This is a genomic window from Streptomyces sp. NBC_00353, from assembly GCF_036108815.1.
GTDB lineage: Bacteria > Actinomycetota > Actinomycetes > Streptomycetales > Streptomycetaceae > Streptomyces.
This window is the reverse complement of the sequence record NZ_CP107985.1, coordinates 8,722,065-8,746,339: the sequence shown is the minus strand read 5'-3', so window position 1 is coordinate 8,746,339 and position 24,275 is coordinate 8,722,065. Positions and strand designations below refer to the sequence as shown.

15 protein-coding genes and 2 pseudogenes are annotated in these 24,275 nt (G+C 68.5%); 10 read left to right on the top strand and 7 right to left on the bottom strand.

Translation table 11 applies throughout. From position 1 onward, the window contains the following. Nucleotides 1-100: 100 nt before the first annotated feature. Together OHA88_RS39345 and OHA88_RS39340 are read right to left on the bottom strand one after the other, a co-directional pair. Nucleotides 101-4,390 (bottom strand): discoidin domain-containing protein, encoded by a 4,290-nt coding sequence (locus OHA88_RS39345; RefSeq protein ID WP_328629042.1) that lies wholly within the window; start codon nt 4,388-4,390, stop codon nt 101-103. 611 nt (nt 4,391-5,001) lie between these two features. Continuing rightward, nucleotides 5,002-5,484, bottom strand: a complete 483-nt coding sequence (locus tag OHA88_RS39340) for a GNAT family N-acetyltransferase (protein WP_328629041.1) — start codon at nt 5,482-5,484, stop codon at nt 5,002-5,004. 617 nt (nt 5,485-6,101) lie between these two features. Here OHA88_RS39340 and OHA88_RS44745 point away from each other — a divergent pair. Beyond that, a pseudogene (locus OHA88_RS44745) lies at nt 6,102-6,437 on the top strand (transposase); the annotation flags it as partial. Nucleotides 6,438-6,452: 15 nt separating this feature from the next. Here OHA88_RS44745 and OHA88_RS39330 read toward each other — a convergent pair. Beyond that, entirely contained in the window at nt 6,453-6,869 is a 417-nt protein-coding gene (locus OHA88_RS39330; RefSeq protein WP_328629040.1) for a PPOX class F420-dependent oxidoreductase, read from the bottom strand. Between the two features lie 109 nt (nt 6,870-6,978). Beyond that, nucleotides 6,979-7,254 carry a hypothetical protein gene (locus tag OHA88_RS39325; protein WP_328629039.1) on the bottom strand — a complete coding sequence of 92 codons (276 nt, stop codon included), beginning with the start codon at nt 7,252-7,254 and terminating at the stop codon, nt 6,979-6,981. Between the two features lie 593 nt (nt 7,255-7,847). Here OHA88_RS39325 and OHA88_RS39320 point away from each other — a divergent pair. The 3 genes and pseudogenes from OHA88_RS39320 to OHA88_RS39310 form a co-directional block, all read left to right on the top strand. Next, nucleotides 7,848-8,516 (top strand): cysteine hydrolase, encoded by a 669-nt coding sequence (locus OHA88_RS39320; protein ID WP_328629038.1) that lies wholly within the window; start codon nt 7,848-7,850, stop codon nt 8,514-8,516. Nucleotides 8,517-8,702: 186 nt separating this feature from the next. Continuing rightward, entirely contained in the window at nt 8,703-9,056 is a 354-nt protein-coding gene (locus OHA88_RS39315) for a DUF1622 domain-containing protein (protein ID WP_075033367.1), read from the top strand. A 758-nt stretch (nt 9,057-9,814) separates the two neighbouring features. After that, a pseudogene (locus OHA88_RS39310) lies at nt 9,815-9,943 on the top strand (IS630 family transposase); the annotation flags it as partial. Between the two features lie 31 nt (nt 9,944-9,974). Here the strand turns inward: OHA88_RS39310 and OHA88_RS39305 are convergent. Further along, nucleotides 9,975-10,436 carry a hypothetical protein gene (locus OHA88_RS39305; protein WP_328629037.1) on the bottom strand — a complete coding sequence of 154 codons (462 nt, stop codon included), beginning with the start codon at nt 10,434-10,436 and terminating at the stop codon, nt 9,975-9,977. A 768-nt stretch (nt 10,437-11,204) separates the two neighbouring features. Here OHA88_RS39305 and OHA88_RS39300 point away from each other — a divergent pair. The 5 genes from OHA88_RS39300 to OHA88_RS39280 all read left to right on the top strand — a co-directional run bounded on the left by OHA88_RS39300 (nt 11,205) and on the right by OHA88_RS39280 (nt 17,884). Further along, a complete protein-coding gene (locus OHA88_RS39300) occupies nt 11,205-11,939 on the top strand; it encodes a 4'-phosphopantetheinyl transferase family protein (protein ID WP_328629036.1) in 735 nt (244 codons plus the stop codon). 47 nt (nt 11,940-11,986) lie between these two features. Then, a complete protein-coding gene (gene pgm, locus OHA88_RS39295; protein ID WP_328629035.1) occupies nt 11,987-13,627 on the top strand; it encodes a phosphoglucomutase (alpha-D-glucose-1,6-bisphosphate-dependent) in 1,641 nt (546 codons plus the stop codon). 154 nt (nt 13,628-13,781) lie between these two features. Beyond that, entirely contained in the window at nt 13,782-16,136 is a 2,355-nt protein-coding gene (locus OHA88_RS39290) for an FHA domain-containing protein (RefSeq protein WP_328629034.1), read from the top strand. Nucleotides 16,137-16,151: 15 nt separating this feature from the next. Next, nucleotides 16,152-16,841, top strand: a complete 690-nt coding sequence (locus OHA88_RS39285) for a hypothetical protein (RefSeq protein ID WP_328629033.1) — start codon at nt 16,152-16,154, stop codon at nt 16,839-16,841. Beyond that, entirely contained in the window at nt 16,838-17,884 is a 1,047-nt protein-coding gene (locus tag OHA88_RS39280; protein WP_443044330.1) for a serine/threonine-protein kinase, read from the top strand. The genes OHA88_RS39285 and OHA88_RS39280 overlap by 4 nt, the downstream gene beginning before the upstream one ends. A 20-nt stretch (nt 17,885-17,904) precedes the next feature. Here OHA88_RS39280 and OHA88_RS39275 read toward each other — a convergent pair whose 3' ends face one another. Continuing rightward, nucleotides 17,905-19,185 (bottom strand): streptophobe family protein, encoded by a 1,281-nt coding sequence (locus tag OHA88_RS39275; protein WP_328629032.1) that lies wholly within the window; start codon nt 19,183-19,185, stop codon nt 17,905-17,907. 144 nt (nt 19,186-19,329) lie between these two features. Between OHA88_RS39275 and OHA88_RS39270 the strand changes: the two genes are divergently transcribed. Beyond that, nucleotides 19,330-20,652 carry a DUF6777 domain-containing protein gene (locus OHA88_RS39270; RefSeq protein WP_443044329.1) on the top strand — a complete coding sequence of 441 codons (1,323 nt, stop codon included), beginning with the start codon at nt 19,330-19,332 and terminating at the stop codon, nt 20,650-20,652. A gap of 171 nt (nt 20,653-20,823) precedes the next feature. Here the strand turns inward: OHA88_RS39270 and OHA88_RS39265 are convergent, their stop codons facing one another. Beyond that, nucleotides 20,824-24,180 (bottom strand): S8 family peptidase, encoded by a 3,357-nt coding sequence (locus OHA88_RS39265; RefSeq protein WP_328629030.1) that lies wholly within the window; start codon nt 24,178-24,180, stop codon nt 20,824-20,826. Nucleotides 24,181-24,275 lie beyond the last annotated feature (95 nt).

Genomic DNA, 24,275 nt, shown 5'->3' with positions numbered 1-24,275 from the left:
GACAGTGCTACGCATGTGACGTGCGTGGCGGAACTTCCGCGCGGCTCGGAACGCCGCCCGCCCAGCCTCCCGGGCGGCGTCCCTGACCTGCGGTTCCGTGCTACGGGTTGGTGTTGATCCGGAAGGTGGAGGTCGTGTTCTTCACGTCCTGCGCGTTGTTGCTCAGCTTCAGGCCGTTGAAGGTGACCTCACCGACCGCGGGCCCCTGGCCCGCCTCCGGCATCTCGTTGGCCCACAGTCCGAAGCCGGACTTGGCGTCGTACGCGTCGCCGCTCTTGCGGGCTCCGGAGATCGAGATGTCGCTGAGGACGGTGTCCTTGATCGGGAACTGGGGCTGCCCGCCCACATAGTTGGTCTGGAACATGATGCCGCTGTACGTCGGATCGACGATGTCCACGTTGTTGATGCGAATGCCCTGGAACACCTTGGACGCCGAGAAGAGCCAGATCCCGGGGAAGGTCTGCGATCCCCAGAAATGGCCGCCGGAACGGACGACCGACACATTCTCGATCGTGGTCGGTCCGGTCCCGAATCCATTCATCGGGTATCCGAAGTCCAGCGAGCTGACCGTGATCCCCGAGTACACCAGGGTGTCCGCGATGCGGATATTGCGGAAGGTGTTGTCGTAGCCGCCGTAGACGGCGACTCCCGCGGCACGCCAGGTGAGGATCGAGGTCAGATTCTCGTAGACGTTGTTCTTCATGTCCGAGCCCCCGGCGTCGATCGCCGAGAACAGTGCGAAGCTGTCGTCGCCCGTGGCCCGGGCCTCGTTGTTGGTCACGAGGTTGTCGGTCGAGCCGTTGGTCATGTTGACGCCGTCGGCGAACAGATTGCGGATGCGGGAGTTCTTGATGGTGATGGAGTCGGTGTTCGCTCCCCAGTAGAGGCACACCATGTGTTCGTTCCAGATGTTGTCGATCACGATGTCGGAGACATTCGAGAAGTCGAACACCTTGCCCGGTCCGTCGATGCGCGAGGTGTAATTGCCGAAGTACGCGAAGTTCGCGAACGACGAACCCTTCGCACTGGCCTCCGCACGGAATCCGACATCGGTGTTCTCCTGCCCGGACGGGGCGTGGAACCTGGTGTACCAGGGCCCCGCCCCGACGACCTTCACTGCCTTTCCGTAGACCTGGAATTTGCTGGACGTCTCGTACTCACCGGCCGGCAGATAGACGCCGACGAGCTGTCCGGTGGTGTCCATCCGGACCTTGTCCAGGGCGTTCTGGACGTCCTGGTGGGTGAATCCGGCCGGGACGGTGTACGTGGCGGGGTCCGGGTTGGCAACCGGCGCGACCTGCTCCAGGCTGACGAAGTCGATCGCATAGGTGCTGGTGTTGGCCGCGTCCTTCTGCAGCCGGATCCTGCTCCCGGCCGGAACGGTCTTTCCCAGCATCATGTTCGCCTCGTCGTAGATGTGCCGGGGCGCCCCGGATCCCGGCGCGTTGCCGGGGCCCGTCTCGGCGCCGTACAGCCACGCGTACTTCGAGGTGAGGTCGATCGCCTTCAGGAAGGTGCCGTCCACATACACATTGAGTTCGGTGTCGATGCCGCCGCCGCCCGCGGAGTCCGGGACGGAGAACCGTGTCACCAGGGTGTTGGTACTCGCTCTGGTGGTGAACTCGACATAGTTACCCGTGTTGTCGAGGGTGACGGCCTTGCGGCCCGACGCCTCGCCCGCGATGTCACCGACGGTCCTGTTCGGGCCGACGACCTGGGCGCCGCCGCCCGTGACGCCGTCCTCCGCCTCGTACGTGTCGTACGGCATGTTGGCCCCGCGGCCGACAAAGAGGGACTCGGTGCTGGTGTTGTTCTCCCTCTTCACCGGGAGCTCATTGGCGTCGTCGGCGAGGACGACCTTCACGGTGTACGAGCCGTTGGCGGCCGTCCAACTGCCCAGGTTCACCGGCGCGGTGGTCGCACCGGCGGCGATGGCTCCGCTGTGTGCACCGGTGAGGGTTTTCACCGTGGCGCCCTTGGAGTCGATCAGGCTCAGCGTGATGGCGTGGCTGCCGCTCGCGGATGCCACGGTGCCCTGGTTCTTCACCGCGACGGAGAACGTGACATCGTCGCCGTCGGCCGGGGCCGACGGCGAGGTGGTGACCGCGGTGGCCACCAGGTCCGAGCTGGACACCGGCTTCACCACCAGCGCGTCCGCACGCGTACAGGTGTTGTCGGTCTCGTTCTGCTCGATGACCTCGCCCGCCGCGTCCGCGACGGCGCTCAGTTCGTACGAGCCCGCGTCGCGCGGCCCGATGTCCGCACTGACCTGGGTGGACGATCCGGCCGCGAGCGCACCCACCGGCACGGTGGCCACCTTGGAGCCGCCCAGCCGGAATTCGAGCTTGCTCGCGGGCGCGGCGACCGCTCCGCTGTTGCGCACCGTCGCGGCCAGGGTGATCGCGTCCGACTCGACCGGTGCGGCAGGAGCGACCTCGACCGCGGTGACCTGCAGGTCCGGGTTGGGAGCCGGGGCACCCAGGACCTGGAACTCCGCGACCTGGCCGGCACCGGAGCCGGTGTTGGAGGTGAACCTCAGCTGGACGTCGGCGACCCGGGCGTCGACCGGGATGGTCACCGTGTTGCCGGTCGCGGGGCTGAACACGTAGTCCTTCGCCCCGACCAGACTCGTGAAGGACGTGGCGCTCTGCTCACGTCCGAGGACCTGGATGTTCTGGGTCCGGGCGCCCCAACTGCTGTCCGGGTTGAGCTTCACCACGACACTCTCGGTGTCGGCGTTGGCTCCCAGCTTCACGGTCAGGGTGTTCGGGTAACTGCCGCCCGCACCCTCCCAGTAGGTCGTCAGCTGGTTGTCGTTGGCGTTCTCGGCGACGAACGTGTGGACCACGGACGAGGCCGTGATCGGCTTGCCGACGGCTAGGTCGGAAGCCGATCCGCTGCTGCCGTTGCGGGTGACGGTGTTGCTGTCGCCGGATATGTTGCCGGCCGCGTCCTCGGCCCGTACGACGTACGAGACGGTGGTGCCCGCGGACTGGGTGTCCGTGTACGTGGTGACGTCGCCAGCCACGCTCCTGCGGAGGACGTTGTTGGCGTAGATGTCGTAGCCGGTGACGCCCTTGTTGTCCGTCGACGCCTGCCAGGTCAGCTTGATCTGACCGGAGGCCGGCTCGGTGAAGGCGAGGCCCGAGGGTGCGGTGGGCGCCTGCGTGTCCCCCGTGTCCGCCCTGCGGGTCACGGTGTTGCTGTTGGCCGACTCGTTGCCCGCCGCGTCCTTGGCCCGTACGAAGTAGGCAACGGTGGCATCGGCGGGACGGGTGTCGGTATACGCGGTGACGTTCCCGGCCACGCTGGTCAGAAGTGCGTTGTCGGCGTAGATGTCGTAGCCGGTGACGCCCTTGTTGTCCGTCGACGCCTGCCAGGTCAGCTTGATCTGACCGGTCGTCGGCTCGGTGTACGCCAGCCCTCCGGGCGCGGTCGGCGGATCGGCGTCCCCGGTCGCCGGGCCGTAGATCTCCAGTTCGGAGAGCTGGGCGGCCGCGCGACCGGTGTTGGCGCCGACCAGCACCCGTACGTGACGCGTGGTCGTGGCGTCGAAGGAGACCGTCGCCGTCTCACCGCCGGTGGGACTGAACGCGTAGTCCTTGGACGGGGTGAGATCGGTGAAGTCCGAACCGTTGGTACTTCCCTGGATCTTCAGTGTCTGGGTCCTGGGCTCCCAGCCGTCCGGCAGCCGTAGCACCACCCGGTCCACACGCACCGAGGCTCCCAGGTCGGCCTGGATCCACTGCGGCAGATCACCGTTGCGCGATTCCCAGTAGGTGGCCGGGTTGCCGTCGTTGGCGTTGGCGGCCACATATGTCTCGGTGTAGCTGCTCGCCGTCAGCGTGCGGCCCGCGGCGAGGTCGACCGACGACTCCCCCGCCGTACGGACCTCCAGCTCGGAGAGCTGCGCGGTCCGCCAGCCCGTGTTCGCCGTGATGTTCACACGGACGAAGCGGGTCCGGGTGGCCGGGAAGGCGATGGTCACCTGGTTGGAGCTGCCCGGAGCGAAGGTGTAGGCGGCGGAGGTCTTCAGCGTCGAGAAGCTGGTGCCGTCGGCGCTTCCCTGGAGCGAGAGTGTCTGCTGCCGGCTCTCCCAGCCCGCGGGCAGTTTCAGCGTGACCTCGTCGATACGGGTGTCGGTTCCGAGGTCGGTCTGCACCCACTGGGGCAGGCTGCTGCCGGCCCCTTCCCAGTAGGTCGACCGGTCTCCGTCCGTGATGTTCCGGGCGGTGTACTCACTGTTGGCGCTGCTCGCGGCGGCGGGTCGGCCGACGGCGATGTTCGGGCCGCCGGCCGCCGACGCGGTGAGCGCCGGCCAGCCGATCATCAGACGACTGGTGGTGACCACGGCGGAAAGGACCCGCCATCTCCAGCACTGGGTTCTCATATGTCCCCGATCTTCGGCCTCGGCGCAGGGCGCGTCGAGGGCGCGGCTCTGTCTGCGAACGTGCGCGGCATGCATTTCTGCACTGCCTGACGGGACTTTTGCGTTTTGCGGTCAGAGAGTTGCAGAGGAATGAGAGCCAGTCCACAGTTTTCGCAGAACGAATGACCGGAAGATGCGTACGTGATGGCAGCGATTCTCAGCCAACTGAGCCTAGAAATGGGCCTTTACGGCTACACCGGCCGCTCTGTAAGTGATCTGTAAATTACGCAATCAATTTGCGTGAGTGTGAAAGGTTGCGCAAGGTACCTGCTCACGGGTGGGCGTGACGATTGCACGCGACGCAGCACGAAGCGGGGCCCGCAGATGCGGACCCCGCGCTCGTTGTGCTGATTCAGCCGGTCGGCATCCGAGACCAACGGTGCAGAGGGGGCGGCTGCGCGAACGCCCCGGGGCGTACATCCACATGCACGAGCTGTAGTTGCTGAAGCTCGTTTCCCGGTCCTGGCTGTCGCCGAGCCGCGCGACGCGCCCGCACCGTCCTTCGTCCGGGACCTTCTTCCGCCTTGGGCGTGATCAGCCGGACAACTCAACTCGTCGGCACACGGATGCAGTCAGCCCCGCGCTGCCCACCGGTACAGGACGTCCGGTTCCTTCTCCTCGTTGCGGCTGCCGTCGTTGAAGTCGACGGCGGTGAATCCGTGCCGCTCGTAGAACGCCCGGGCATCGGTGTTGCGCTGGAAGACATGCAGGGTGAGCTCTTCGGGAGAGATCTCGCGGGCCTTCGCCAGAAGCAGCGAGCCGATGCCCCGGCGTCGCACATCGGGGCGCAGATAGAGGTGTTCGAGCTCCGTTCCGTCGACGGAGGCGAACCCGAGCACTTCGCCCGTCCCGGTCTCGGCCACCCACACCGTGGTCCCGGGCAGGACGACGTGGGTCATCCAGGCGAGGGTGTCCACGTCGCTGTGCAACTTCGGGAGGTACGGCATGGTCCGGGCGCGGGAGGCGAGAAAAACCCGGGTGAGGGGCTCTGCGTCCTTGGCTGCGGCCTTCCGCAGCAGTGTGCGGCCGGCCGGTGCGGGCTCGTTCGGTGCCATGTCGTCTCTCCATATTCAGGCGGAGCCCGTCGCGCCTCCCCGTGCGCGGTGAGCTGCTCACATCGCGGACGAACCTATGCCGGAGTCCGTGCGGATCTCCACCCAAATAGAATCGGTGCTGTTCTTCACGCCGCTGACGCTTCCTCACCTCGCCAGAGCGCGCCCCTGTCCTTCTCTGACCGTCCCCGGATTCGCCGTTTCAGCAGGTCAGCACACATGGACGTACTCAGGGCACGGTGATCGTTCACGGGGTTTCCCCGTCCTTCCGGCCCCCATCTCGCCCCCATGGGGCCCCGCCGCCGGGCATCTGTGCCGCCGGCGGACGGGCTGCGAGATCAGCGGCGGGCGAAAAAGGGTCTCTGGCGCATCGCCCCTTGCGCAGCAAGGAGGCCCTACCCCGCCTGGCGTAGGACCTCTTTGGGCCGTCTGTGCGGCCGTTCGTGGCCGCTGATCACAAGCTACTGGTCCGGCCTGAGCTGCGGGGCCAGTCCGTACGAATGAGGTCAGCGGCCTCTGCCGGTCAGTCGCCCGCGGCGGCTGATTCCTGGATCGCGGCCGGGCAGTCCGTACGGATCATGCTCGCGGCCCCCGGCTGCGGCGTGGTGTTGCATCGTGCCCGCCCGCAGGGCGGCCACCCCCGCACCCGGCCGGACCACTTGGGCGGCGACAAGGCATACGACTCACGCCGCAACCGCAGCTAACTGCGAAGGCGCCAGATCAAGCACACGATCCCCGAGCCGAAGGACCAGCGGGCCGACCGCAAGCGCCGTGGCAGCAAGGGCGGCCGCCCCACCGGCTTCGACAGCGTGATCTACAAACGCTGCAACGAGGTCGAGCGGACGATCAACCGGCTCAAGAACTCCCGGGCCGTCGCCACCCGCTACGACAAGAGGGCTCATGTCTTCCACGGCACCGTCACCACCGCCGCGATCCGCTCATGGCTTCGCCCATGACCTGCCGGGCAGAAGCTAGGCGGCCTTGGTGGCGTTACCGAGGATCTTGGTCGGAGTGATGCGGACGACCACTCGGACGTCTTCCGGCGGGGCCTCCAGGTACTCCTTGCCGCCGCCCGGGCCGATGTATTCCTCGGCGATGTGGACGGCCACCGCGCGGTCGACGTCCTCAGTAACGGTGGCCGTGCCGCGGGTCTCGACGTACACGTGTGGGTCGGCGAGGTCGAAGACGGTCAGGCCAACGCGGGGGTCGCGGAGTATGTTCCGCTCCTTGCGCCGCCCCTGTTCGGTGGAGATCAGCAGCTCTCCGCCGTCACGGCTCACCCAGATCACCGAACTCTGCGGGCTGCCGTCGGGGTTGAGGGTGGACAAGACGGCCGGGTGCGGGGCGTCAAGCAGGCTGCGCACGGTGTCATGCATCTCAATGGGCATGGCAGGGAGGCTAATCGGGCGCTCCGGTGCGGCGCACCAGAATGCAATCGCCCGCGGGCGAACGTCCGATTCGGGTCGCAAGGCAGTCACGAGATCCGCCAAACAGGACCTAGCTCGGCGGCGTGTGTGGTCGCGATGGACGCGGTTCTGTGCTCGTCCGCGTGGCGGCTGATCTCGCCGGGTCAGTGGACTTGAAGAGGGTCTCGTCGGATGTGAGCGTCCGGCAGCCGGCGGCGGCGAACTTCAGCCCGTACTTCGGGTTCGATTCATCGGCGCCCGCGGAGCATCCGGCTATGAGGGTGGCCGCGAGGACGGTGGTCAGGGCTGTCGTGGCGGTGCGCATGAGGTCTCGCCAGGGTGTGAGCGTGACGATGGGTAGGGCCATGGCGTCACCATGGCAGGCGCCCCTGACACTCCGAAGTCCGCGATCCCGGCCGCCTTCCTACTGGTTCGGGCTGAGCTGCGGGATCAGTCCGTACAGGACATCGGGGCGGACTTCCGGCTGGCCGACGTATCCGCAGGCGTGCGGGCAGGGCACCCACTTCCAGGGCTGGGCGTGCGGGGCGCGGACCGACTCGCGGGAGCGGGCGGGGTCGTCGCCGGCGCAGCGGCGTTGGACGCGGCCTCGGAGTCCGCAGCCAAGGCACGGAGCTAAATTCTCCTCCCCACCATCCCCGCAGACCGTTCACACCTCGGGGGTGGCAGGGACGACGACCGAGGTGCAGCAATTCACCGATGCAGAGCGCCCCGCGATGGGTCACAGTGGAACGGAGGGCCGAATGACCGGGAGAGCGCCTGCTCAGGGCACACACCCCGAAGGTGAGCACGGCACTCGAGTGATGTCGCTTGGTGTCGGAACAATGCGCACCGGCTCAGGAAGAGACCTCACGTCACCGGATCGGAGTGTGCTTCGGAAGGACATCCGCTGTACCGAATACTTGCCACACCCGTGGTTTGTTATCGCGTGAGGAGCGCCAGGTGGAAATCAAGGAGACCGACACGGCGGTTGTGTTCATTGACCCACAGAACGACGTGCTGAGCGAGGGCGGAGCGAACTGGGACGCGGTGGGAGCTAGCGTCACAGAGAACAGAACCGTCGAGAATATGGAGAGAATCTTCGAGGCGGCGAAAGCGGGCGAATACGAGGTCTTCATCTCGCCCCATTACTTCTACCCGACCGACAACGGATGGCGAATGAACGGGCCGCTCGAGACAAGCGAGCTCGAGACCCACACGTTCGCACGGTCAGGACAGCTCGATCTGACCGGGTTCCGAAACTCCGGGGCAGACTGGCTGGACCGCTTCAAGCCCTATATCGAAGACGGCAGAACGGTGGTCGCCAGCCCGCACAAGGTATTCGGACCGGAAACCAACGACTTGGTACTGCAACTGCGCAAGCGGGGAATACAAAGGATTATTCTTGGCGGGATGCTGGCGAACATGTGCGTCGAGTCCCATATGCGTCACCTCATCGAGGAGGGGTTTGAGGTCGCCGTGGTCAGGGATGCAACAGCTGGACCCCGACACCCGGTCTGGGGCGACGGCTATCAGGCGGCGATCATCAACTACCGTTTCTTCGCCCATGCGTTGCTGTCGACTGACGAGGTACTCGATCGAATGCACCGAGGAGCTCGCGCCGGGAAATAGCGCTCGCGTCCGTCCGATAGTTACGCTTTCAACAGGCGCCGTCGACGGTCGCCGCTCTACTGCGCGGGGAGTGCCGTGGAAACACGTCTAGCCCGACTGTAGCCGGTGCTCGGAACGACGTGTCGAGAGCAACGGAGGTTGCGGACCACAAACGAGCGGATTCGGGTCGGCGCGAGAGGGGATACTGTGGAGTTCCAACACATCGTGGAGCTGGTCGGTCGAGCCGTTGACGCCGTCGGCGTTGCCATCATAGTCGTGGGAACGCTCTTGGCGACCGTTCTCGCGGCTATCCGGCTCAGTCGCCGACAGGCGGGTGTGTACCGCGGCTATCGCCGTCGTGTCGGGCGGTCGATCCTGCTGGGGCTGGAGTTCCTCGTAGCCGGCGATATCATCCGTACAGTCGCCGTCGCACCGACGTACGCAAGCGTCGGAGTGCTGGCCGTGATCGTGGGCATCCGCACCTTCCTCAGCTTTTCTCTCGAGCTCGAGATCACCGGGCGGTGGCCATGGCAGAAGCCAGTGGCCGAAGCCGAAGACTGACCCCGCGTGACGCCGGCGGCCAGCGGAGCGGCGCCATCCCTGCCGTGAATTCTTCTCCCGGAAATCAACGCAGGAATTTCCAGCGGCATGCGGTGACTGGCTCCCGACAGCACGCGGGTCTCGGAGTGCGGCAGCCAGGACGCGAGTTGAGCACTTCGCGCTCGGTGGGGCGTGCTGAGCCGCCCTCCCTCCCCGCCGACGACCGGACCAGCAGTACGGGAGCGGTGACGGTGGCGCATCCGCTGAGCCAAAGGACCATGCGCCGAAGGCGGCACTCTCGGCAGTGAAGAAGTATTGGCTGTTCACAACAACCTCTACGGCGCACAATGCCGGAACCTGGCAGCGTGCAGCCCCGCTTGGAGACGGCGGATACCCTTGACTCGGACCACCGCTTTAGGAGCGAGGTGGGGCGAGTTAGGGCCTGACCTGCGTGATGCGGACTTCGGCGTCTGCTGGTCGTCGTCTCCGTCAGCAGACGCAGTTCCCCGTGAGTCACCGCCCGACCTGGCGCGGTTGTGGCACGGGGAACTTCTGATTTGTAGCTCTGACCAGAACGGCCGGCGACGGCCATCAGGCGCTCCACCGGCCGAGGGTGCGTGGACCAGCCGCCGACTACGTGGGAGAGGCGAAAGGGTTCCCGTCGGGAACCGGTGGGCCGCTCCACTGCGCGCCCGGAAGCAGGACAGGCGTCCAAACCGGGCCGCGGTGGTCCGGCCACCATCTGTCGATGGTGCGGAACTTCTCCTCGAACTCGCGACTACCTGCGCTGGCGTAATGCCAACGCCCGTCACCGCGACGTCCTGGCAGCCGAGCGCAAGGAACGCGCCCGCATCCGAAGCGAGACGGGCATCCGCTGGAGCGAACGCCCCCTCAAAGCCGCAGCCTGACTCAACCTGGCGAACCTGCGCGTTCACAGCACTAGATGTGGATGAGGATCTGTCGTAGGGGATGTCCGAGCGCGTTCGTGAGGGAGGCCAGTTCCTCGTCGGTCAGCCATGCCCGGTTCGGATACAGGACCTCGATCCTGAATTGCGCGAATCCCATCGGCCAGTCGTACACCAGCTCGTTGAGCGACGTCTCGGCGTCACAACAGGGAACCGTCACCATGAGTGTCGAAAAGCCTTCGTTGTAGCGCTCCGAGACGGCCTCCCCCCACCAGCCGGGGGTGAACTCCGCACGGCAGCGCGGGCAGGAGATCTTCTCCAGGTTGGCGCCGCAGAAGACCACCTCGACGCTGTCGTGCCACTTGGCTTCCAGGCCATGGCGGGCGTCGTCGTCGGGAAGCATCCCGGACAGCACGGCCGCGGCACGATCCGCCGCATCCTTACTGGGCCGCCAGTACGGATCAGTCGGAATCACCGTCAGGTAGTTGCCACTCATCGCCCGCCTCCCCCTGCCCGCCCGGGGCCGCTCCTCGTCCACCGACCCGGCGAACCTATCCGGTCGCAGCACTAGATGATCGATTCCAAGGGTCCTGGATGTGCCCGGAGATGGTGCCCGATTCCGGCGGCCGGCCCGCTGGGGCGGGTACCGGTGTCGGGAGGGGCTCTGAGACCATGCGGCCGTGATCACCGCGGACGACAACCTGCTGGCCGGCCTGGACGAAGTGGACTTTGCTGGTGACCCTCTCGAGGTGAGCTATGGGCGGGCTGGTCATTGAAGTCTGCCGGGCCGGTCACTTGGGCATCTGGGACCGATACCAGTTGGCTACGATCGCGGTGGTTGCTGTACTCCGCTGCTGTGCAGCCGCAACTCAACCAGCGTGGGGAGACCAAGAGGTCGTATGCCTGTCATCGTGCTCGCTGAAAGCCTCGAAGCCGGAAACGTCGTGGAGTTGTCGACTCGATACGGCAGCCAAGCCACCCGCCTGACCCAAGTCGCGCACCGTGCCAATGGGATCAAGTTCACAGGAGGTGACACCCGTCACTCGACGAAGTGGTCCTTCGGGATGAAGTACGGGCAACCCGCGACGCGCCTCGACTGCTAGCGCCCCCCTATTCTCTAGATCATGGAGGACTCGGAGGCGTTTCGCGGGGCGGTCAGAGCGCATGCGGCGGCCATGCTGGACGGCGATGCTTCACCGTACGACCCGGCGTTGGAGATCTGGGGTCCTCACGGCGTTCGTCACGTGAATGGATGACTCGACCTGTGCATCAGCCCATCGAGTTCGACCCGGAGTACGGCAGCCGGGGTTCGCTTCCGGCGTGGCCTGCCCGGACACCCGCCCTGTGGATCGTGGACGCCGTGCGGCACGGCGATCGCGCGGAGCGGCTCGCCCCCGGGATCCTCGACGCCGAGGAACAGCGGCGCGCCGAGAGCTTCGTCGCATCGGCCGACCGCCGCTGCTATGTCGCGGCCCATGTGGCGCTGCGGATACTGCTCGGTGCCCGGCTGGGCGTCGAACCCCGCGACGTACGGGTGGTCCGCGAGCCGTGCCCGTCCTGCGGTGGTCCGCACGGCCGGCCCGCGACCGACGGCGGGGTGCACTTCTCGCTCTCGCACAGCCGGGACCTGTCGCTGCTCGCGTTCGCTGCCGTACCGCTGGGAGTCGATGTGGAGGCCGTGCCCGGCAGTGAGGCCGCGGCCGAGGTCGGAGCGATGCTGCATCCGGCGGAGTGCCGGGAGTTGGCAGCGCTCCCTGCGTCGGACCGGCCTGTCGCCTTCGCCCGGGCCTGGACGCGCAAGGAGGCGTATCTCAAGGGCGAGGGCATCGGGCTGGCCCGCGATCTCTCCCTCGACCATCTGGGCACCGGGCCCGTGCCGCGGCCCGGACCGACGGGCTGGGCGGTCGCCGATGTGCTGGTTCCGGCCGGCTATGCGGCGGCGGTGGCCGTTCGTGCGGCGGGGCAGTCACCGGTCGCGGACGGCCAACGGCGAAAATGATCCGGCGGGCAGAGCATGACGACCGACCGATACGGAGGAGTGGGCAGATGCCGCACGAACGAGCTGGACAGCAGGCGCGGCCGGAGGACCTCACCGATGTGGCCCGGCTGGTGACGGCGTATTACACGCTGCACCCGGATCCGGCCGAGCCGGACCAGCGGGTCGCGTTCGGCACCTCCGGCCACCGCGGTTCGTCGACGGCCACCGCGTTCAACGAGGACCACATCGCCGCGACCAGCCAGGCCATCAGCGAGTACCGGGCCTCGCAGGGCACGGACGGGCCGCTGTTCCTCGGGGCGGACACCCATGCGCTGTCGGAGCCCGCTCGGGTCACTGCCATCGAGGTGTTCGCCGCCAATGACGTGACGGTGCTGATCGACTCCGCCGACGGCTACACCCCGACCCCCGCGGTGTCGCACGCGATCCTCACCCACAACCGCGGCCGTACGTCGGGGCTCGCCGACGGCGTGGTGGTGACGCCGTCCCACAATCCGCCCGGCGACGGCGGGTTCAAGTACAACCCGCCGAACGGCGGCCCGGCCGGGTCCGAGGCGACCGGCTGGATCCAGGAGCGGGCCAACGAGATCATCGCGGCTGGGATGAAGGACGTGCGGCGGCTGCCGTACGTCCGCGCGCTGGCGGCGCCGACCACCTCGACGTACGACTTCCTCGGCAGCTACGTGGCGGATCTGCCGTCCGTGCTCGACCTCGACGCGGTCCGTGCCGCCGGGGTACGGATCGGCGCGGACCCGCTGGGTGGCGCATCGGTCGCGTACTGGGGCCGCATCGCCGAACAGCACCGGCTCGATCTGACGGTCGTCAATCCGCTGACCGACCCCACCTGGCGGTTCATGTCGCTGGACTGGGACGGCAAGATCCGGATGGACTGTTCCTCGCCGTACGCGATGGCGTCGCTGATCGAGCAACGCGACCGCTACCAGATCGCCACCGGCAACGACGCGGATGCCGACCGGCACGGCATCGTCACCCCGGACGCCGGGCTGATGAACCCGAACCACTACCTCTCGGTAGCCATCAACTACCTGTTCGCACACCGCGCACAGTGGCCGGCCGCGGCGGGGGTCGGCAAGACGCTGGTGTCGTCGGGGATGATCGACCGGGTCGCCGCCGATCTCGGACGGCAGCTGGTCGAGGTGCCCGTCGGCTTCAAGTGGTTCGTGGACGGTCTGGTCGACGGGTCGTTCGGGTTCGGCGGCGAGGAGTCGGCCGGTGCGTCGTTCCTGCGCCGTGACGGTTCGGTCTGGACGACCGACAAGGACGGCATCATCCTGGCGCTGCTGGCGTCGGAGATCCTCGCGGTGACGGAGAAGTCTCCGTCGGAGCAGTACGCGGCACTCACCGCGCGCTTCGGTGAGCCCGCGTACGCCCGCATCGACGCCCCCGCCGATCGCGAGCAGAAGGCGGTACTGGCCAAGCTCTCGCCGGAGCAGATCACAGCCGACACGCTGGCGGGCGAACCGGTCAGGGCGGTGCTCACCTCGGCTCCCGGCAACGGCGCACCTATCGGCGGCATCAAGGTGACCACGGAGAACGCCTGGTTCGCCGCCCGCCCCTCGGGCACCGAGGACGTCTACAAGATCTACGCGGAGTCGTTCCTCGGCGCCGATCACCTCGGCCGGGTGCAGGACGAGGCCAAGGCGGTCGTCTCGGCGGCCCTGGGCACCTGAGTCCGGTCCGGTCGCGAAGACAGAACAGCCGCCTCCCGAGACCCCGGCCGTCGCGGGAGGCGGCTCTGTGATGAAGGGTGTACGTGCCGCTGCGTCCGGAAATAACGGCGGTAACCCACAAGCACATAAAGGGACCAATAGATAGAATTCGAACATGGTAGACCGGCCTGTCACGTCGACTGCCCCCGAACTTGTGCTCGAAACCGATGCAGGTCCCACGGTGATGAGTCCGAGCCGGGATTACCACGTCGGCCGCGACCCACTGAGCGACGTCGTCATCGACGATGTCCGGGTGTCGTGGCACCACGCGGTGCTCCGGCCGGTGGACGACCACTGGTCCCTGGAGGACGAGAACAGCACGAACGGTACATACACCGGGGGCAAGCGCATCCATGAGTCGGGCGTGGGCCCCGGCAGCGTCATCCGGTTCGGTCACCCCGCGGACGGGCCGTGCGCCGTTCTGGTCGGCCAGGCCCCCGCATCCCCCGCGCTGCACCCGGCCGACCGCCCGTCCGCCGTCTCCGTGCCCGCTGCCACCGGCACGTTCCGGCAGCCGACCACCGTGCGGCCGCGGCCCGTCCATACCGTACGGATCGGCCGCAGCGTCGACAACGACCTCGTCGTCGACGACCTGACCGTCTCGCACCGGCACGCCGAACTGCGGGCACATCCGGACGGCACGTACGAGATCGTCGACCTCGGCTCGCACAACGGCACATATCTCAACGGCCAGCTGGTCGGCCGCGCCCCGGTCGCCGCCGGTGACATCGTCGGCATCGGTCACTCCGAGTTCTCTCTGGTCGGCGACGTGCTGCAGGAGTTCGTCGACACCGGTGAGGTCTCGCTCGATGTACAGGACCTGGCGGTCACCGTGGACGGGGGCCGCAAGACCCTGCTCGACGACGTCTCCTTCCCGGTGGGCGAGAAGTGTCTGCTCGGCGTGGTGGGTCCGAGCGGCTCCGGCAAATCCACCCTGCTCAACGCGCTGACCGGCCTCCGGCCGGCCGACGAGGGCAGCGTCCTCTACGACGGCCGAGACCTCTACCACGACTACGCCGAGCTGCGCCATCGCATCGGGCTCGTCCCGCAGGACGACATCCTGCACACCCAGCTGACCGTGCACCGCGCCCTCGGGTACGCCGCCGAGCTCCGCTTCCCGCACGACACCGACCCGTCCGAACGCCGGGCCCGGGTCACCGAAGTGATACGTGAGTTGGCTCTGGAAAAGCGGACGGAACAGCCGATCCACAGCCTCTCCGGCGGCCAGCGCAAGCGCGTCAGCGTCGCACTGGAGCTGCTGACGAAGCCGTCGCTGCTCTTCCTCGACGAGCCGACCTCGGGGCTCGACCCCGGCATGGACCGCTCGGTCATGCATATGCTCCGGGGGCTCGCCGACGACGGTCGTACGGTCATCGTCGTCACGCACAGTGTGCTCAGCCTCGATGTCTGCGACCGGCTGCTGGTGCTCGCCCCCGGCGGGAAGACCGCCTACTACGGGCCGCCGGACGATGCACTTCCCTTCCTCGGGTTCGAGCAGTGGCCGGAGGCGTTCGAGGCGTTCGAGAACGACCGGGACCGGAATTGGTCGGCGGAGTACCGCGCGTCCCCGTTCCACCGGCAGTACATCGCGAACTCCACCGCACAGCCGCGGCTGCCGCACGCGGCGGTCGCGCCGGTCGCACCGCCGCCGAAGACCCGGAGCGGGGGCGCTCAGCTGCGGACGCTGTGCCGCCGGTACGCCGCCGCGCTGAGCGCCGACCGGACCTTCCTGGCCATCATGATCGCCCTGCCTTTCGTGATGGGCGCGATGACCCGGGCCCTGGCCGGCAGCCGGCTGACCCAGGACACGGCGATCAACGCGCTGCTGATCCTCTGCGTGGGCGCCGTGCTGACCGGCGCCGCCAATGCCGTACGGGAACTGGTCAAGGAGCGGGCGATCTATCAGCGGGAGCGTGCCGTCGGGCTGTCCAGATCGGCGTATCTGATGTCCAAAGTGGTTGTCCTGGGCACCATTACGGTCCTGCAGGCCGTGGTCCTGACCCTCGTAGGCCTGGCGGGCGTCGATCTGAACGCCCCGGGCGGCAAGGGCGTTCTGCTGCCACCACTGACCGAAATGACACTGGCCGTGGCCATGTTGTCGTTCACGGCGATGATGCTCGGTCTGCTCGTCTCCGCCCTGGTGCGCAAGGAGGAGGTCACCATGCCACTGCTGGTGCTCCTCGCGATCGTCCAGGTCGTCTTCTGCGGTGCGCTGCTGAAACTGCACGGTGTGCCCGGGTTGGAGCAGCTGGCGTGGCTGGTGCCGTCCCGGTGGGCGCTCGCGGCGATGGGCGGGACCATCGGGCTCGGCAGGATCGTGCCGGGAAAGGTGAGCTCGGACCCGCTGTTCGACCACTCCGCGGCAGCGTGGCTGCTGAACATGGGGATGCTGGTGGTGCTGTCGGTCGTCTTCGGACTGGCGGTGGCGCGGCTGCTCCGCCGGCACGAGCCCGTCATCATGCGGAAGTAGCGGAGGCGGGAGCCCATGGCGACACCGGAGTTCCGCCCCACACACGTAGTCCCCCCGGACGGGATGCCCGCCTGGGAGGCACCCGACATGTCCCGGCCGACCGAGCCACTCGACCCGCTGCTTCCCGTCCAGCTGGTCGGCCGGCGCGGCGACTGGGGGCGGATCCTCTGCGCGAACGGCTGGTCGGCGTGGGTCGACGGCCGGCTGCTCGTCTCCGTACCGCACGGCCCGCCGGAGCCCGGGCAGCCGCTCGCGCGCACCGGGGACCCCCGGCCGCTGATGGCGCAGGCCCAGGAGTCGCTGGCCCGGTACCGGGGCGCCGCGGAAGAGCTTGCCGAGGGCCGGATCGACGGGGAGACCTTCCGCAGTCGTACCCAGGGGCTGCGGGTGGGCATGGTTGTCGACGGCGAGGCGGTGTGGCTGTACGACGCCGAGCACGAGCGCTGGGTGTACTGCGACGGGACACAGCTGAGTACGTACGCGGCATCGGCCGGTCCGGGCCGCCCGAACGAGGCCCCCGTGGACCGCGGGACCGACGAGGTGCACGCACCGGAGCCTGGGCCGACACAGATCGTCGACCCCGCGCAGCTGGCCGCATACCGCCCGGTGGATCCCGCCGATGCCGAGCCGACGCAGCTCCTGCGGTCCGTCGACGAGCCCGGGTCGGAGACCGCGCATCCGCCCACCCGGGCGGGTGACGCATGATGTCCCCCTCCCCCACGCCGAACCCCCCGCACTCCCCCGACCCGCGGCAGGACACGGCGCTGCCCGTGGGCCGACCATCCGATCTGCTCGGCAGGCAGATCGCGGGATACCGGGTGGAGAGCGAGATCGGCCGCGGCGGCATGGCGGTCGTGTACCGCGCCAAGGATCTGCGGCTGGACCGGACGGTCGCGCTCAAACTGCTCGCCCCCGAACTCGCCCGCAACGACACCTTCAGGAAGCGGTTCACCCATGAGTCGAGGGTGGCCGCCGCGATCGACCATCCGCATATCGTGCCGGTCTTCGAGGCCGGGGAGACCGAGGGCCTGCTCTACATCGCGATGCGTTACGTCGCCGGCCAGGACCTGCGCGCCCTCATCGACCGTCAGGGGCCGCTGCCGATCACGGCGGCGGTCCGGATCGCCGCGCAGGTGGCGTCCGCGCTCGACGCCGCACACGACCACGACCTGGTGCACCGGGACGTCAAACCCGGCAACATCCTGGTTGCTGCGGGCACGGACAGCGACCACCCGGAGCATGTGTACCTCACGGACTTCGGGCTGACGAAGAAGTCGCTGTCGCTGACCGGGTTCACCTCGGTGGGCCAGTTCGTCGGCACGCTCGACTACGTGGCGCCCGAACAGATCTCCGGCCGCCCGGTGGACGGCCGGTGCGATGTATACAGCCTGGCCTGTGTGGTGTTCGAGACGATGGCCGCAGTACCGCCGTTCCAGCGGGACGACGACATGGCGCTGTTGTGGGCCCATCAGTTCGACCCGCCGCCGCCGCTGACCGGCCGGCGCCCCGATCTCCCGCCCGCCGTCGACGACGTCCTGGCGAAGGCCCTGGCCAAAAGCCCCGACGACCGGTACGACTCCTGTCTGCAGTTCGTCGCCGCGCTGCGCTCGGCAGCGCGGAGCACGGTGCGGAAGGACCATCCGCCGACGCAGGTGGACCAGCGAATAGGTGCATGGGCCACCGGGCCCGAACCACCGCCCGCGCCGCCGCACTGGGCGCTTCCCGTTTTCCCGGGGTTCGTACGCTGAGGGCTGTGGTCGCGCCCGTCTCAGCCGTGCGTCGGTACTTCTCCGCGCCGGTCGACCCTGGAGGCGAGCAGACCACCGAGGAAACCGGTGACCAGGCCCCAGAGGGCTGCGACAGCGAGTGCGGACCAGAGCCGTGGTCGCAGCGTCAGCTCCCCGCCGAGGCCGCCACCGAGGTCTCCGATGCCGAGCAGCGACACGCCGTAATGCGCGGAGACCCTCGCGACGAGACAGATGGTCAGCACGGTGAGGACGAGCGCCACCGCCATGTGTACGGCATGCTGCCAGGGCCGTATCCGGGCCGGTGAGCGGACCGCCATGAGGCACGCGGCAGCCACGGTCAGCACCGCGGCTGCGACGACCAGCCACCACGCCCGTCCGTCGTGCTCGGCGAGCGTGGAGACATTGACCGTGGAGATGTCCGGCGTACGCAGTACCGAGTCGAGCATCTGCGGCATCGGCAGCCCGAATGGACCGTCCACCTTCCCCTCCCAGGACGCGCCGAGCCCCAGCGTGTAGGCGAGCCAGACAAGGTTCGGCAGCCCCAGGAGGATCACGGCGAACGTGTCCGCCGGGTGCCCCCGGACACCCAGGACGACGAATGCGACCACCAGGCCCACGACGACGCACCCGAGCAGCAGCGCGACCATCGCGTACGCGGCCGGGCGCACCGACTCCTGGAAGCGCAGGAGGCGGCCCGGGAGCGGGGCACTGCGCGACACGAGCAGGGCCAGGACGAGGATGCCGGCCAGCCAGAGCAGGCCGAGTACGAGGGTGAGGGGGACATCGGCCCGGAACCCGACCTTCGGGGAGACGCCCAGCAGATCCGCGATGGCCGCGTCCGTCGCGTTGCGCACGGAAATGTCGAAGCTCGCTCTGGCCAGGACCGACAGGCCGATGAGGATCAGTGCCCACAGCACCGCCACCCGGGCGGCCCAGCCCGCCAGTTCGCGCGCGCCCGCGACGGCCCGGTGGCGCAGCGGCCGCAGAAATCCCGCGGCGATCACCAGGGCGCCGGCCAGGGTCACCGACAGCGGAAGCACCGAGAACTCCGCATGGGTCCTGGCGAGGTCCCCCGCGTTGCCCGAGAGCTCGACGGAGCCTCCTGCCGCCATCACGACGACGGCCGCGACGACACGCGGGAAGCCGCTGCCGGGCAGGCCGGCCGCGCCCGCCGCCCAGAGGCCGAGGGCGGCCGTGGCGACCATGACCACCAGCCCGGCGAGCACCGTCAGGAGGGCGTGACCCCAGCCGTGCGCGGGTCTCGGCGCACGGCTGCGGTCGCTGGATGCCTGTTGGCTCACGCTGCCACGCTAGGCAGACACGGGGCGGGCCGCCCCCTGGGAGGGGCCGACGGCGTCAGCTTGCGAGGCGCGCGGTTCGCGCGCACACAATGAGCACACGCGGGAAGAAAGGGGGACTGATCCCTACGTGGGGAAGAAGAGGCCGTGAGCAGCCAACCGCCGTCGTCCGACCGCCCGACAGGCCCCCCTTCCGGCCCGCTCTCGGGCCCCACGCAACCGGCGTCCGTGCCGCCACCGCCGGGTACTCCGCCCGGCTCCGCGGGCGGGCCGCCGAGCAGCGGAGGCTCCGGCGGCGCGGGCGGGCCTTCAGGGCCCGTCGGCCCGAGCGGCTCAGCGGGCGGCCCCGGCCGCCCGTGGTGGCAGTCCGTGCCCAAGGTGGCGACGCTCGTCGCCGTGATCGTCGCCGTGGCCGTGATGGCCGTCGTCTTCATCCGCCCCGACGGCGGAACGACGGCGCGCGGCGAAATCTTCCTGCAGCCGGCGGGATCGGCCGGAAAGGACCCGTTCACCGACTCGACTGCGCGCAGCAGCGCCCCTGCGACACCGGCCACGGCGCCCACTCCGACCAGGACCGGGGTGGGCGTCACGCAGGGCGTGGACGGCTCGGCCCCCGGTCTGTACGGCGGGACCCGCAAGCTCGCCAGCTGCGACGTGGAGAAGCAGATCAAGGCGCTGACGGCCGAACCGGACAAGAACAACGCCTTCGCCGGGGTACTGGGGATCGATCCGACCGACGTCCCCGCCTATCTGCGGGCGCTGACCCCCGTCCAGTTGCGGTTGGACACGCGGGTCACCAACCACGGGTTCCGGGACGGCTCCGCCACCAGCTATCAGGCGGTGCTTCAGGCCGGTACGGCCGTGCTCGTCGACGACCGCGGCGTACCGCGGGTGCGGTGCGCGTGCGGCAATCCGCTGCTCGAGCCGGTCCCGTTGAAGGGCAGTCCCGAGGTGAAGGGTGAGCCCTGGCCCGGGTACCGTTCCTCGAACGTCGTGGTCGTGGAGCCCGCGCCACGCGTGGTGAAGAAGTTCGTCATGTACGACCCGAAGAGCGGCAACTGGTTCACCCGCGATGCGGGTGACACCGGCGGCGACGACAAGAAGACGAAGCCGCCCGCCGAGCACACGCCGTCGCCCTGCCCGTCGGGCCCCGAGGGGAAGTCCACCGAGCCGTGTCCACCGCCCTCGGACACGTCGAAGTCCCCGTCCCCCGAGTCCGTCTCGCCCCGGTCCCCGTTCCCCGGATCTGCGACCCCCGAGTCCCCGTCCACCGGGTCCCCGTCCACCGAGCCGTCGGGTCCGCCGCCCCCGCCCTCCCCGGAGGAGCCTTCCAGCCCGCCGCCTGTCATCGAGTCGCCGGCGGCCCGATCGGCCCCGGAGCCGCCGCCTCCCGGGCCCGTGTCGCCGGTCTCCTCTGCGGTGGCCTCGGTCTCCGGGAACGAGTCCCCGGCCGGTTACCCGATCGTCTGAGCGGCGCCGGTGAGTCGTGGACGTGCCGTGCCGGGCGGGCGCCGGGCACGGCGACCGCACTACGGCACCGATACCTCCGCACATGCGAACGGCCTGCCGGAACGGAGGACCGTCCCGGCAGGCCGCCTTGGATCACGCGCCACTCACACGGAGTTCAGCGGCTGAGCGCCGTCACTTCCCGTAGTACGCGTTGTAGATCGACACGGACGACTTGTTGCCCTTCTTGTCCGTGACATTGGCCCTGTAGGAGATCGACTTCCCCTTGGCCGGGTTCTTCACCGAGATCTTGCCCGACTTGACAGTGACCTTCTTCCAGGTCTTACCGGCGTCGTAACTGACGTACACCGTCAGCGACTTGAGGTTCGAACCGGCGGCAGCACCCAGCACCTTCACCGGAACGGAGGCGGTCCTGCCCGCGGTGACCTTGCTGTCCAGGGTGACAGTGGGCGAGAAGCGCACCGTGGAGGCCGGCAGCTGCGCGACCGAAGAGGTCTTCTTCGACCGGAAGGTCCAGCTGGCGTCGATCCGGGAGGATGCCGACGCCACCTTCGCGGATCGCTTCACAGAGGTCGTGAGCCGGTACTCGGCGTCACCGGCGGGGACCTTGAAGAAGCCCTGCCCGTCCAGCGGGTCCGCGTTCTCGGTGATCTTGGCGCCGTTGCGGTACAGCGACGTCTTCACCGAGGTGTAGGCGGAGGAACCGGCATGGGTCTTGCCGTCGGCGAAGAGCGGCAGCACACCGATGAGGTCGTTTCCTTCACGGAAGAGACCGAAGGACTTGTCCATCCTCGGGCCGAACACAGCCGTGTTGAAGGTCTTCTCGTAGCTCTTGCCCGCCGCGAAGGTCTGCGGCGCGCCGAGCGTGTAGAACGCGTCGGTCACCGGGAAGCCCTCGGAGTCGACCCCGCCGTACTGCTCGAAGTCGAAGCTCCACTTCACCTTGTTCGCAGCCGACAGATAGAGCGTGCGGGTGGCGGGGAGCTTCTGCTCCGTCGAGACGGACACGTTGGAGAACGCTCCGGGGACATAGCCCCACGGGTTGAGCCCACCGGTCTTCCCGGCGGCGGAGGCACCGAGCCCGATCTTCACCTTGGCGAGCTGAGCAGTGGTGAACTTCTTGGTGTAGCCGGTCGCGACCTGCTTCACCGGCCCGCCGAGCACGACGTTGTAGCCGGTCGATGAGCCCTTGGCCCAGATGCCGGACCAGAACTGCGACAGCGAGCCGTCGGTCACCTGCGCGCCCAGATGGGCGGTGCGGAACCCCTTGAACGAGCCGAGCCACCAGCCGAAGTCGTAGCCGCTCTGCTCGGTCTCGATCTGGATGTCCGCCGCAGCGAACTGCGACTTCGCGGAAGAGTCGGGCACGGTGATGTTCACCGGCTTCGTCTTCCGGGCGTCGAGCGTCACGGTGATGTCCTTGGTGACGCTCAGCTTCGGCTGGAAGATCCAGTCGGTGCCCTTGGCGAAGTCCTCCGGGTCCACGTAGATGCCGGTGTTGACCGCGTAACTCCCCTTGGGGACACGGACCTTCACCGTTCCGGTCGGTCCCTTCGGGTCCAGCCACACGTCCGCCACGTCCCCGGAGATACCGACGAGACTCGTGTCGTAGAGCGCGGCGGACTTCCCCTGCCGGTCGAGGTGCTTGAGCGTCACGGTGTACGACTCGGACTCGCGCTCGACCGCGGCCGCGGTGCGGACGGTCTGGCCGCCGCCGCTGCCGACGACATAGGCGGAGTAGCTGCCGTTCTCCGTGCCACCGAGCTTGGTGTCGACGGTCAGCGGTACCTCGGCGGTACCGCCCGCGGGGACGGTGACCTTGTCTGCGCCGAGGGTGAAGAAGCCGGCCGGCGCGGGCTTGCCCTTCGGGCCGGTGGCCGTCACCGCCAGGTCGAGGGTGACGTCCGTCGTACCGAGGTTGCGGTAGGTCACCTTCTTGACGACCGGGGTGTCATCGGTGTGCGGCCACTGCTGCACCCCGAAGCCGACAGAAACCGGATCGGCCACGACACTCTGACCGATGGCCCGGTCGACGGCGATCCGGCCCGAGCCCTGCTCGAACGGCGTGTACGCGCCCGGCTTCGTGGACGCCGTCAGCGCGCCCTTCAGCTCGGCGTACTTCCACTCCGGGTGCTCCTGCTTGAGCAGCGCCGCGGCGCCCGCCACGTGCGGGGTCGCCATCGACGTACCGGAGATCGTCAGATAGCCCGGCGGGTTCTGCCCGACCTCCTGATCGATGACGGAACCGGGTGCGGCAGCGGCCGTGATGTCCACACCGGGTGCGGTCACATCGGGCTTGATCGCACCGTCGCCGATACGCGGACCGCGGCTGGAGAACTCGGCCAGCTTGTCGTTGTCGTCGACCGCGCCGACGGTCAGCGCGGCGTCCGCACTGCCCGGCGAGCCGACCGTGCCGGGCCCGCCCTCGCCCTCGTTGCCCGCCGCGATGGCGAACAGCACACCCTTCTCCGCCGACAGCTTGTTCACTTCGGCTTCGAGCGGGTCGATCTCGGGGCTGTCGGCGCCGCCCAGGCTCAGGTTGACGATGTCGGCGCCCTGCTCGGCAGCCCACTCCATGCCGGCCAGGATGCCGGAGTCCTCACCGTAGCCGTTGTCGTCGAGCACCTTGCCGTTCAGGAGCTTGGCATCCGGGGCTACGCCCTTGAACTTCCCGTCCGACTTCGCGCCCGTACCGGCCGCGATGGACGCCACATGGGTGCCGTGGCCGAAGCGGTCGACCGCGTCGGCCGACGCCGAGAAGTTCTTCTCGGCGAGAACCTGGCCCTGGAGGTCGGGGTGGGTGGCGTCCACACCGGTGTCCAGGACAGCGATCTTGACGCCCTTGCCGGTGTAACCGGCCTGCCACGCGGCCGGCGCACCGATCTGGGGCACGCTCTTGTCGAGGCTCGCCCGACGCACCCCGTCCAGCCATACCCGGTCGACACCGGAGGCCGTGGCACGTTCGGCGCTGTCCGCGCGCTTGCTGGTGAGCGCCTGCCAGATGTCCTCGGCGTCGTTCTTCGGGGTGGTCAGCGCGTCGGCGTTCAGCGATTTCAAGGTCCGGCGGACCTTCGTACCACCCGCTTCGCGGACCTCGGCCTTGGCCGCGGCGGCCTGTCCGCCCCGATACCCGACGATGAGTTTCAGGCCCGCCTTCTGGGCCTTGCGGTTCACCGCACGGTTCAGCTCGGTGACGTCGAAGAGCCGCTCGTCGAGCTTGCCGTCGGCGATCAGCCGCCGGGCGTCGATCGGAACGAGAAGCGTGTGCCCGTCGCGTATGCGCGTGGCCACGGGTATGTGTTCGCGCCCCTTGGCGGGCTCGAAGGTGACGACACGGCCCTTGGCGTCCACGGAGACGCGGTCACCGGTGATGAGTGTGATGTGGTGCGGGGCCACGAACTGTGTGCCCGTGGCCTTCGCCTGCGCGCGATCCACTGTCGCCACGGCCGGGGTGGTCATGCCCGCCGCGAGCGCCACGGCGGCTGCCGCGGCAAGGGTGGATACGCACGCACTCTTCACATGTCTGTGCAAGTCTCCCCCTGGAGATCAAGTGGTTCCTCAGGAACCGCCAGTTCCGCGGGGTCACGCACATGTCTCCGCACCCCCCGGTCGACGCATTATGACCG

Bases quoted from the DNA above. Each gene is read 5' to 3' on its own strand.
- OHA88_RS39345 (WP_328629042.1), bottom strand. From the start codon at position 4,390: ATGAGAACCCAGTGCTGGAGATGGCGGGTCCTTTCCGCCGTGGTCACC.
- OHA88_RS39340 (WP_328629041.1), bottom strand. From the start codon at position 5,484: ATGGCACCGAACGAGCCCGCACCGGCCGGCCGCACACTGCTGCGGAAG.
- OHA88_RS39330 (WP_328629040.1), bottom strand. From the start codon at position 6,869: ATGCCCATTGAGATGCATGACACCGTGCGCAGCCTGCTTGACGCCCCG.
- OHA88_RS39325 (WP_328629039.1), bottom strand. From the start codon at position 7,254: ATGGCCCTACCCATCGTCACGCTCACACCCTGGCGAGACCTCATGCGC.
- OHA88_RS39305 (WP_328629037.1), bottom strand. From the start codon at position 10,436: ATGAGTGGCAACTACCTGACGGTGATTCCGACTGATCCGTACTGGCGG.
- pgm (WP_328629035.1), top strand. From the start codon at position 11,987: ATGCCGCACGAACGAGCTGGACAGCAGGCGCGGCCGGAGGACCTCACC.
- OHA88_RS39290 (WP_328629034.1), top strand. From the start codon at position 13,782: ATGGTAGACCGGCCTGTCACGTCGACTGCCCCCGAACTTGTGCTCGAA.
- OHA88_RS39285 (WP_328629033.1), top strand. From the start codon at position 16,152: ATGGCGACACCGGAGTTCCGCCCCACACACGTAGTCCCCCCGGACGGG.
- OHA88_RS39280 (WP_443044330.1), top strand. From the start codon at position 16,838: ATGATGTCCCCCTCCCCCACGCCGAACCCCCCGCACTCCCCCGACCCG.